This is a genomic window from Nocardia sp. NPDC050713, assembly GCF_040654315.1.
Lineage (GTDB): Bacteria > Actinomycetota > Actinomycetes > Mycobacteriales > Mycobacteriaceae > Nocardia.
The window spans coordinates 9,158-19,286 of sequence record NZ_JBFAHS010000031.1 but is presented as its reverse complement, the minus strand read 5'-3'; the positions used below and the strand labels follow the sequence as shown (position 1 = coordinate 19,286).

Here is a 10,129-nt window from a genome sequence, read left to right as displayed (position 1 = left end):
ACACCAAAGACCAAAAGGACTGGTCTTTGGTGTCCCCGGGGTGGGGAGGGAGTTGGGTGGGTGGGGCAGGTCAGGGAGAGATCACAGGGGTGGGTGGGTGGTTGGGTGGGAGGTGGTTGCGTTGGGTGGGGAACGGTGCGCTGGGCGGGTGGCTGGGCTGGCATACGTCTTTCCACGGCCTGCGGCCATGCTTCCAGTGGTGGCGCGGGGGTGCGGACGTTGCGTTCTGCGCCGGACTTGGGGAGCGACCTTGGTGATTGACGCGAGTTGCGTGTGCGAGGTGGTATCCGCGAGCTGGTGCTCGCGCGGTTCTTCGCGCGGGTGAGTGTCCTCCCGGTATGGCCTGATCGAGGGCTATCACGGCGGCGGCGGTCATCAAGGGCGCCTGGCGGCGTCGCTGCGCGATGGCCTGCGGCCACCCTTGACGTCCACCACCACCGTGATCGAGTCGCCCTCAGGCCATACCGGGAGGACACTCACGAACCTGACCGCGCGCTTCGTCCCGGGTGGAGCCGCCGTTGGCGGCTAGGCGGAGGGCGCTGCCCCCGCACCCCCACCGCTCGCCGCGGAGGCAGGCCACCCAAGAGGCCACAACCGACTGTGCAAGTCCACATCCGGGTCCGTGGCCGCCTTGGAAGGTGCTGCCGCACGAGCTTCGCTCGGTTGCCGTCGAGGCTTCGCGGGCGCCTGGCGGATGTGCCGGAAGGGCTCCCCCCTGAGCGGCATTGATGACAGCAACTCACCCTCTGCGTGGTCGGCCTTAGCAAAACCAATTGCGAGAAAGTCAAAAATTCTATACTGCAACTATGGGAGAAACTCCTTTTCAGGATGCAGCTAGACGGCTGTCTAGGCAAATGGACTATCAGGACATGGCTCATGCGTGTGATCGGGCGCGCTCACACGCATGGTGGAGGAACCTGGTCGAGCACGGAGCCTGGGGCGGGATCGCGGGACGGGTCGGTCCGCCTGATCCTGATGCGTTAGACGGCATTGCGCGGATGTTCGGTACCACGCCCGAGCAGGTCGGCGTCATGATCGCTGCGGATTGGTACGGAGTGCACCAGGACGAGCAGATCTCTTCCCGGGTCCGTCAGCTCGCTGCCGTGATCGACGAGCTGACGGAGGAGGACGCTGACCTGGTCGAATCACTTGCCCGGCGGCTCGGCGACTCACCGAAGCAAAGCGGTGTCCTCAAGCGCAAGAACTAACTGCCAGCCACCATCGCGGCCCTCACGGGCCGTAGTCCGGTGGCGGATGCCGTGCTCGGGTACATGCCGAGGTGACTACAGGCCGTAGCCGTGCCCGTGGCTGGGACCGTTGTCGTAGGGCAGGTGCGGGTCCGGCGAGGTCCAGCGGTTGCGGGTTTTGGCGCGTTGCTGCTGCTGTTTCTCGCGTCGTTCGCGCTCTGGTCGGGTGGGACGGGTGGAGGCTTGGGCGCGCGCGGTGTCGGTGAGGTCGTCGCGGGCGCGTTCTTCGGCGCTGCGCTGTTGGTCGGACAGGTCGGCGCGGCGGGTCTGCTCGGCGTCGATGGTGCGTAGCTCTGCGGCGTCGCGGGCCTGCGCGGCATCGTGGCGGTCGCGGTCACGCTCGGCGCGGGCCAGCCGTGCGTGGGCGTCGCGGAGCGCGGCGTCACGGCTGGCCTGGTTGGTGGCATCGGCCAGCGTTTGGGCCCACTGCTGCCGTGGTGTCGCGGTGGCGCGGGCCGCTGCCTTGGCGTCAGCTTCGGCGCGGGCGAGGCGTTGGTCGATGTCGCGGCGTTTCTCCTTGAGCCAGTCGATCTCGGCTTGATGGGCGGCGCGGGCACGGTAGTTGAGCCAGTTGGTCCGATCACGCGCGGCGGTGCTGGCCTTCTGGTCCTTGTCGTTCTGCTGTTGTTCGCGGGCGATCTTGAGGGCGGTGTCGGCGAGGGCTTGGGCGTGGCGGATCGCGACGGCGTCCCGGTCGAGCCGCTGATGCCAGTCGCGTAAGTGTTGGAGATCTTCGCGGGCGTTGTTGACCGCGAAGTCGAACACCAGCGGCATCGACGGTTCGCGGAGAGCGGCGCGCAGCTCGTGTGCGCGGTCATCGAGCTCGGCGTCGCTGAGCCGTCGCAGCGCCTGCGGGCTCATGCGCGCCAGTTCGTCACGCGCGCTGGTGAAGTCGCGGTCGGGGTCGGCGTCGAGCAGCTCGGTCAGTCGCCAGCGCAGCGCGGCCGCGGGCTGCTCATCGGGCAACGGAGCGCCGGCGGCGGCTTCGCGGACGGAGGCAGGCACGTCGGCGCCGGTGCGAGCGGCGCGGGTCAGCTCGCTGGCGAGCTGCGGCCAGTACGGGTCGGTGGCGATGCGGTCGTCGACCTCCCAGGTCAGGCGGGTCCAGCGTCGGGTATCGGCGTCCAGGTCGCCGAGTCGTTCGCGCACGAGCTTGTCGAGGTGAGCCTGGGCGGCGCGTTCGTCGACCGGGTACTGGGTGGGGCCGGTGGGGCGGCGGTCGTGGTCGGGCACGTCGTGGGCGGCGCGCCACACCGCCAGCTGCGCGACCACACCGGGTGCCGCGCCGGTCAACGGCTGCGCCCAGGTGGGTGCGGAGTCGGCGGTCCAGGCGCGCGCGGTGCGGGTGATCTGGGCGGCCATGTCCCGGATCTGGGTTTCGCGGGTGCGCAGGTGCTCGCCGTAGGTGTCGTCGGTGCGCAGGGCGGGCGGGATCTCGGGCAACCAGCCGAGCGGGCCGCTGGTACGGACGCGCCCGATCCGCCAGTCCAACACCGCCGCCCGATCGTCGGCGGAGTCGAGCTCGCGCGCGGCTACTGCGTCGGTGAGCGCGGCGACCGGGTCGCGACCGGACAGGGCGAGCAGCACCAGATGCTGGCGCAGCACCGGCCACGCCTGCTCACCGGTCAGACCCGGCACGAGGCGTTCGGCGGCCGCGGCGAGCCCGGTGTGGTGCTCGGCGCCGAGGTGGTCGTCGGCGGCCGCGGCGAGCGCGTCGAAGTAGGCGTCGACCACACCGGCGAGCTGGCGGCGCGGGTCGGTGTCCTCACGCGCCTGGGTGGTGGCCGAGGTTTGGGTGCCGTCGCGGCCGAGGATGTCGGTGAGCATGTCGATCGCGGTCGGCGGGTGCAGGGCGGTGTAGGTGTAGGCGTCGGATTCTTCGCCGGTGCCTGCGGTGGCGAGGTAGAGGTGGCTGCCGTCGCGGGCGCGGGAGGCCAGCACGTAGAGCTGGGCGCGGGATTCGCGGCCGGTGAGCACGCCGTGGCAGGTGTCCACGGTCAGGCCTTGGGCGGAGTCGATGGTGGTGGCGTAGCCGAGCTGGGTGTGCTCGCGCACGTAGTCGGCGGGCAGAACGACCAGACGCCCGGATCCGAGATGGGAGGCGCTGACCCGCCCGTCGGGCAGGACCGCCCGCACCTGCCAGCGGTAGCCGTTGCGCACGTGATCGGTTTTCGAGATCCAGAGTTTGTAGTTGTTGCTGCGGGTGACGATCAGATCCCCGGCCGAGGCCGATAGCCCGTCGGCGAGAACGACTTCCGCGCCGATCACGCCGCCGTCACGGTGGAGGCGGGCGGCGCGGGCGCGGGCGTTGAGTTCGCCGACCAGTTGGTGGGTGGGGGCGAGCAGGGCGGCGTCGAGGCCTCGGGCGTGATCGCGGGCCCAGGCCCGGAAGGCGTCGTCGACGACGGCGCCGAGGACGCCGACGTGGATGCGGTCGTGGTCGCTGTAGTAGGCGATGGCGGCCGGATCGCCTTCCCGCAGGGCCAGACTCGCGGCGCGTTCGGCGGGGTCGGTGAAGCGCACGACGTTGGTGAGGGTGGAGGCTCCGGCGTGGTGGACGATGTCGCGGATGACCCCGCCCGCGGCGACGGAGGCCAGCTGGCGGTCATCGCCGACCGCGCGCACGCTCGCGCCGCGTTCGAGCAGCCAGGTCACGGCCGAATCCAGTTTCAGGGTGGGGGTTTTCGCGGCCTCGTCGAGGATGACCAGGGTCTGCGGGCCGATACTGCGAACCCACTCGGGTACGTCGTCGGGCTCGCGGCGGCCTTCGGTGAGGGCGGTGGTGAGTTCGACGAGCATGTCCACGGTGGCGGCGTGCACGCCGATCGAGCGAGCGAGTTCCGCGGCCGCCGACCCGGTCGGCGCCAACCCGACCACATTCCCGCCTTCGCTGGTCCACAGCGTGGTCAGGGTGGCCGTGGCGGTGGTCTTACCGGTCCCGGCCGGGGCCAAGCCGACCTGGAAGCGGCGACCGGAGGTCGCGAATTCGCGCACCAAGGCTTGTTGTCCGGCGTTGAGCACCTGGCCGTCGTGGTTGGCGGCGTGCTCGACGATCGCGGTATCGACCGCGGCCGCGGGCACGGTGCGCCCGTCGCTGCGCAGGCTCGCGGTGATGAGGCGCTGCTCGGCGTCGACGATCTGCGGGGAGGTGTGCAGCAGGGAACCGGCGGTGGTGTAGACGCTGGTGCCGTCGGAGCGGGCGAGCACCCCAACCGCCGGCGCGGCATCGGGGGTGCCGCGCGGGATCGAATACGGCGCCGAGAGCGCGGTATCGGTGACCTCGGTGATCAGCCGCGCCCAATCCTGCGGAGCGACACGGCCACGGAGCTGGCGTTCGGCCTCGGTGCGGATGTGGCGGGCCTGCCAGGTCGCGCGGGACTCGGAAACGACCTGCACCACGGTGTTTGCGGTCTGGGCGACCCATGCGGCGTCAGTCGCCTCGCGCACGGGAGCGGCTTGACCCAGTGCGGTCGCCACCATCGCCGCGACAGCGTCGGGCCCGCCGAGCAGCGCCTCGGCGTCGGCGCGCCAGGCGGCGCGCTGCTCGGCGCGGCTGCGGGCGGGCACCTTCGCCCCGCGAGTCACCAGGGTCGCCTCCTGGCCCAGGTCGAGCAGTTCCAGCGGCGTCGGCTCCCGGCCGTGCCCAGCCTGGAATCGGCGCGCACGGCGGTCCAACTCGGTCTTGATCACCTTGGACCGCTGGGACCACTCCTCGCTCAGCCGCTGGTCGATGCCGACGATCTCGCGGATCGGGCGCTTGCCGCGGCGCCCGCCAGGCCGCTGCGCGAACCGCAGGCCGAGCCGGGCCTCCAAGTGGTGCTCCAACCTCGTGTTGTACAGCTCGGAGGCGGGCACGTTGTGCTTGTAGAGCATCCGGCTGTCCAGCGAACCCCATTGGCCGTCTTTGCGTTTCACCATCGAGGACACCACGACGTGGGTGTGCAAATTCGGATCCCCTGCGCGGGAATCGCGGTGATCGTAGGCGGTGGCGATCAGCCCACCCTCGACCTCGACCTGGCGGCGACTGTGACGCCCAACCCTGGTGTAGATGGCGTGCTTTTCGAGGTAGGCCAGGGTGTCGTCGATCGCCGCGTAATGAGCGGCCTCGATCTGCTCGGCGACTTCGCGCGGCGCCAACGCCCACAACGCACTCACCGACTTGACCGGGGTGAAGGTCAGGTCGTAGCCCGCGACCCGTTTGGCGCTCGGGCGGGAGGCGCGCGCGACCCAGCCGGAGAGTTCCCGGTCGTTGAGCGGGCCGCGACCGTGTTCCTCGGTGAACATCCGCGTCGCGACCTCGGTGCGGATGGTTTGGCGCTCGATTTCGGGGATCGGCGCGTGCCCGACGCGGCCGCGCTCGAGGTTGTAGGCCTCGTAGGCCAGGGTGCACTCGTAGCGGTAGGAGTACTCGTCGACGATGTGCGCGCTGAAGGGCTGCCCGAGCCGCGCCAGCCGCGTCGCGTGCGCCCGTGCGGTCGGCTTGGAAACCCCTTCGCGCATCTGGGCGCGGATCTCGGCGACGATCATCGCCTCGGCATTCGGGTGCAGGCCGCGCCCGAACAGCGCGCGCATCTGCGGCTCGGTGACCGGATCTCCCACGCTCAACCCGACATTGGACAATCCCGAGCCCATCCAGCGGCCCGGGGATTCTCCGCGCTCGCTGTAGTACCCGGCCAAATTCTGGCTGCCGCGGTCGTTGACGTCGTGGGTGGCGATATTGCGCAAGTAGTACTCATAGCCATCCCCGCTTGCGAGTCGCGCCAGCGTCATGACCATGCCATCCACGCTACGCGCGCATACCGGTCAGTCTCTGTGATCTGGGCGTGACCTTGGAGCCTGAGGTGTGAGCAAAAATTTTAAAAACGCGCAGGTAGGGGACTTATGCAGCGTGTGAGCGGCGCTGATGAGAAGCGCTTTGTGCTGCGGGAAAGGCATACAGCGAGTGTGTCATTGTGGCTTGGGAATCATGATGCGAACGGGGACCCGGAGCTATTTCATCCGAAACCGCCCGGCGCGGCGAACCAATCTCGGACGCCGCCGGCTGGGTGCGATCCGAGAGCGCGCCGAGCTGCGCGCCGCTGCTTCACAAGCGCCGAAGGTGTTGGCGCTGTTCGACATCGCGGGACTGGGCTCTGGCGTCGCCGCTCGACGACGACGGTGCGGCTACACTGTTGGCGATAATGCTGCCGCTGGCCGCGGGCCGGGCGCTCCGTAAGGAGTTCTGCCTGTCCAGTGGCTGGGTTTAGCTGTTGTGCCGCTGGCTCCGGGCCGGGCTCCAAGTCACTGACAAGGAGGGCCCGCTATGTCGCGGTGTCGATTCCCAGAATGCCCGTTTCCATTGTCGGATCAGGGTTTTCGCTGCTCTTCTTCACGGTGTGCGCTCGTGAGTGGTCACGATCGCCGTACCGCACCTTCCTGGGATGCACCACCGTCGTCGCCGTCGCGTGGAACAGGAGAGCTATCAGCCACGCCAGAGGTCCGCGCCCGCGATGGCGCGCCCGCCCATTCGGACCTGATCGGCCTGGCAGCGATCCTCCTCACCACAGTCACTCTCGTTGCTCTTGAGGGTGCCGCGGCAACCGCAGTTCTGGCCGCCGCCAGCGGCTTCGTGGCGGTGACGCTACGGCTCTGGCTTCGTCGCCGGTGACGTACCAACCGAAGGGGACGGCGCGGCGGACAGCCGCGGACAACCGCTTGCCCGGCCGGAACCGGTCTGGTCAGGCCTGCGTCGAACCTGGACGTGAATGAGACCGATGTTGCTGACCGCGCTGTCGTCCGCTGGGCTCCGATCCGATTGCGGGTCGCGCTTATGGTCGCTTACGGGCGCCCGCAACTGCGCCGACGATGCCGCCGCCGGATCGCGACATGCCCGGCCCGGGCCCGACCTGCGTGATCGGAGCGTGCTGAGCTGTGCGCCACGCGGCCGCGCAGACGCCGAAGGTATTGGCGCTGTTCGACATCGCGGCCTGAGCAATCAGCGTTCGCGCTCGATGCCCTCTCGGCGGTTGCGTTCGGCGCGGGCGATGGCGTTGTCCGCCCAGTCGGCGAGGGCGCTGCGCTGCGGACTCAGAATGGTCGGATACGCAGCGTCATGGACTTCGCGTTCGTGTTCGGCCTGCGCGACGTTGTGGGCAATCTGGGCGCGGGAGTCGGCGGCGGTCAAAGAGGCACTGGCCTGTCGGCTCAGCAGACTCAGCGCGTAGTACCGCTCGCCAACCGGAACCTCGGTGCGGACTCGCTCGTCGAGCCGGTCGAGCTCCTCCCGCAGCGGGCGCAAACGGCTGCGGTCCGGATCATGGCCGAGCAGCTTCGACTTCTCGATGAGCTCGTCGTACTGCTCTTCCAGACTGGACATCGAGACCCCCTCCAGACGGTGAATTAGCGCTTCCAACGGTACGTCGAACGCCCGAATCGCCGGAGGCTCTTAGCGGCTCACAGGTTGCGAAGACCGCCGAAATGGTTGCAGGCCTGCGTGATCGGTGGCCAGGCTACGACCCTGCCGCATGTGCGGCAGGTGTAGGAGCGGTGGTGGGTGAGCAGGTGACCGCACGGGATGGCGCTGACGATCACCTGGTCGGGTCCGAGCCGGTGGCCGGCGGGGCAGGCCTGCGGTGACGGGTGGGCCCAGCCGTGCCGGGTGCGGTACAGCCGGGCCAGATCGGCGACGCGGCCGTCGAGCATCCAGACCGACTCCCGATTATCGCTCATATGTTCGATTAAACTCGCGGTCGTGCTACAGAGTGGGTGATCGGGTCCGAATCGGTACGACCGGCGAGTCGGTGTTCGCGGTCGTCGAGGTACCCGACGCCGAGCACACCGTGATCGAGTCCGTCGAGGACGCCGCGGGCCGGTATCCGTTCGAAATGCGGGCGGTCGACTTGGTCCGCATCAACCCGGACACTTCGACGGCACCGTAACCGCGTCATGGCGCCGTCGGGATCGAGCTATGCGGCGGGAGCGAACCGCTCGATGTTCTCGCCGGTGATCGCCTCGGCGAGCGCGCGGCCGAGCACCTCGGCGGCGGGTGGGGTCACGGCGTTGCCGTAGCCCTTGGCGTGGGTTTGTCGCCGACCGGCTGGAATGTGGCGCGGAATACGCTGTCCGCAGCTCCAAATAGCCGATCTCGGATTGGCAGACCCCGTTACGTGAACCCATACCACGGCGGGGTCTGCCGCTCCACTCGATCCTCTGCCGGCCGCGGACTGCAGTCCGTCGACGAACCTCAGCGGTTACCTAACCCGACTTCGGTCACTTCTGGATCTCGGCGGGAACCGTAGCGGGTGTTTGCCACCACAGTCAAATCTTCAAGTATTTAGGGCATCCTAAGTAATACGCTAGCGTGCGGGTTACACCCTTAGCCTTCGGTGATCGCCCTCGCTTAGCATTAGCTAAGGGGTAGAACCTACGCTAGCGCGTTGGTTAAGCTATCTTCAGCGCACTGAACTATGAATGACATCTAATACCTAGGAAAAGAGCAGCGATGAGTGACCGCCTCTCAACGCGTCGTTGGTCCGCCAGCCCGTTTGTCGAGGCGCTCCCGACCGGGCAGGTGCCGGAACTGCGGCAGTGGGAGATCGCTGAAGAATTCGCCTCGAAGCTGGGAACCCGTCGGCGAAAGGCCGGCGCGCCGGTCCGGAATCTGTTCGTTGCTGACGAACGATCCGGCAGCAAGCCGCCCATGGCTCAGCTGCTTAGCAGTACCGCCAACGGTGGCGGAGGCCGCGGCGGGCAGTTGCGGTTGAAGATGTATCTGTCGCTGCTCTGGGCGGCTTCCGCCGAGCCGTACCGCGTGGTCAGGCCTGCACGAGCATGGGCGGCACTGCTCGGCCTGCTGGATCCGCCGGGAAAGGGAGCTCGCAGGGTTCAGTCGACGCTGCGTGAACTGGCCGACCGCAATCTGGTCACCCTCGAATCACGTGGCGGGATGCCGAACGTGGTTACCCTGCTGTCAGACCTGGGGACGGGGGAGCCCTACGAACCGCCCTCGGCGACGTACAACCGACTCCGCACATCGGCGGCTCCGTCCGACCAGCTTGTGCAGCACCAGTATTTTCGTGTGCCGTCCAGCGTGTGGACGAGCGGCCTCATGGCCCGGTTGTCGGGTCCCGGGCTTGCGATGCTGCTCATTCTGCGGTCCGAGCAACGGTCCGAGGACGGTGTACCGGTCTGGTTTTCGCCGAGTCGGGCCGCTGCTCGCTTCGGGCTTTCAGAGACCACGCGGCGCGCTGGGCTGGAGGAGCTCCGACGAGAAGGACTGGTTACCTCCGTCAGCCAGAAGCTGACCGAAAGCGGCGGCTCTCTCGATGTCTACAGGCGCCGCAAGGTTCACACCCTCGACTTCACTCGAATCAGTTTCCGCCCACGGCCTCTCACCGATCTCCAAATGAACACCGTGGGTGACGACGTCGCCGAGACTCCGGATGAGCGCGTTTCCGCGCACGAGCAAATTCTGGACTTACGGGAACACACGCTGGGTCCTGACCATCCCGACACCCTCACCACTCGTAGCAACCTCGCCTCCGCGTACGCATCAGTGGGTCGACTCGATGAGGCGATGCTGCTGTTTGAAAGCACTATCGCCGACCGTGAACGAATCCTGGGCCCGGACCACCCCGCTACCGTGGCCGCACGCAGCAACCTCGCCAACGTCTACGGCTCCATGGGTCGACTCGATGAGGCGACACTGCTGCTCGAGCGCACGCTCGCCGACCGTGAACGGATCCTGGGTGCTGATCACCCCGACACCCTGTCCACTCGAAACAGCCTCGCCCGCATGTACGAATCAACGGGTCGACTCGATGAGGCGACACTGCTGCTCGAGCGCACGCTCGCCGACCGTGAACGGATCCTGGGTGCTGATCACCCCGACACCCTGTCCACTC

At 68.2% G+C, this 10,129-nt stretch carries 6 protein-coding genes; 3 read left to right on the top strand and 3 right to left on the bottom strand.

Features of this window, described 5'->3' with window-relative positions:
- Positions 1–854 precede the first annotated feature (854 nt).
- Positions 855–1,208 carry a hypothetical protein gene (locus tag AB0H49_RS33875; RefSeq protein WP_357257048.1) on the top strand — a complete coding sequence of 118 codons (354 nt, stop codon included), beginning with the start codon at positions 855–857 and terminating at the stop codon, positions 1,206–1,208.
- 75 nt (positions 1,209–1,283) lie between these two features.
- On the opposite strand, the gene mobF is transcribed toward AB0H49_RS33875, so the two are convergent.
- The 3 genes from mobF to AB0H49_RS33860 all read right to left on the bottom strand — a co-directional run bounded on the left by mobF (position 1,284) and on the right by AB0H49_RS33860 (position 7,955).
- Positions 1,284–6,023: a MobF family relaxase gene (gene mobF, locus AB0H49_RS33870; RefSeq protein WP_357257046.1), complete on the bottom strand. Its 4,740-nt coding sequence runs from the start codon at positions 6,021–6,023 to the stop codon at positions 1,284–1,286.
- A gap of 1,198 nt (positions 6,024–7,221) precedes the next feature.
- Positions 7,222–7,602, bottom strand: coding sequence for a hypothetical protein (locus tag AB0H49_RS33865; protein WP_357257043.1), 381 nt, complete (start codon positions 7,600–7,602; stop codon positions 7,222–7,224).
- Positions 7,603–7,679: 77 nt separating this feature from the next.
- Entirely contained in the window at positions 7,680–7,955 is a 276-nt protein-coding gene (locus AB0H49_RS33860; protein WP_357257039.1) for a hypothetical protein, read from the bottom strand.
- Positions 7,956–7,987: 32 nt separating this feature from the next.
- Between AB0H49_RS33860 and AB0H49_RS33855 the strand changes: the two genes are divergently transcribed.
- Both AB0H49_RS33855 and AB0H49_RS33850 read left to right on the top strand, forming a co-directional pair.
- On the top strand, positions 7,988–8,164 hold the full coding sequence (locus AB0H49_RS33855) for a hypothetical protein (RefSeq protein WP_357257037.1): 177 nt from the start codon (positions 7,988–7,990) through the stop codon (positions 8,162–8,164).
- A gap of 563 nt (positions 8,165–8,727) precedes the next feature.
- On the top strand, positions 8,728–10,129 hold a 1,402-nt coding region (locus tag AB0H49_RS33850), incomplete at its 3' end, for a tetratricopeptide repeat protein (protein WP_357257034.1).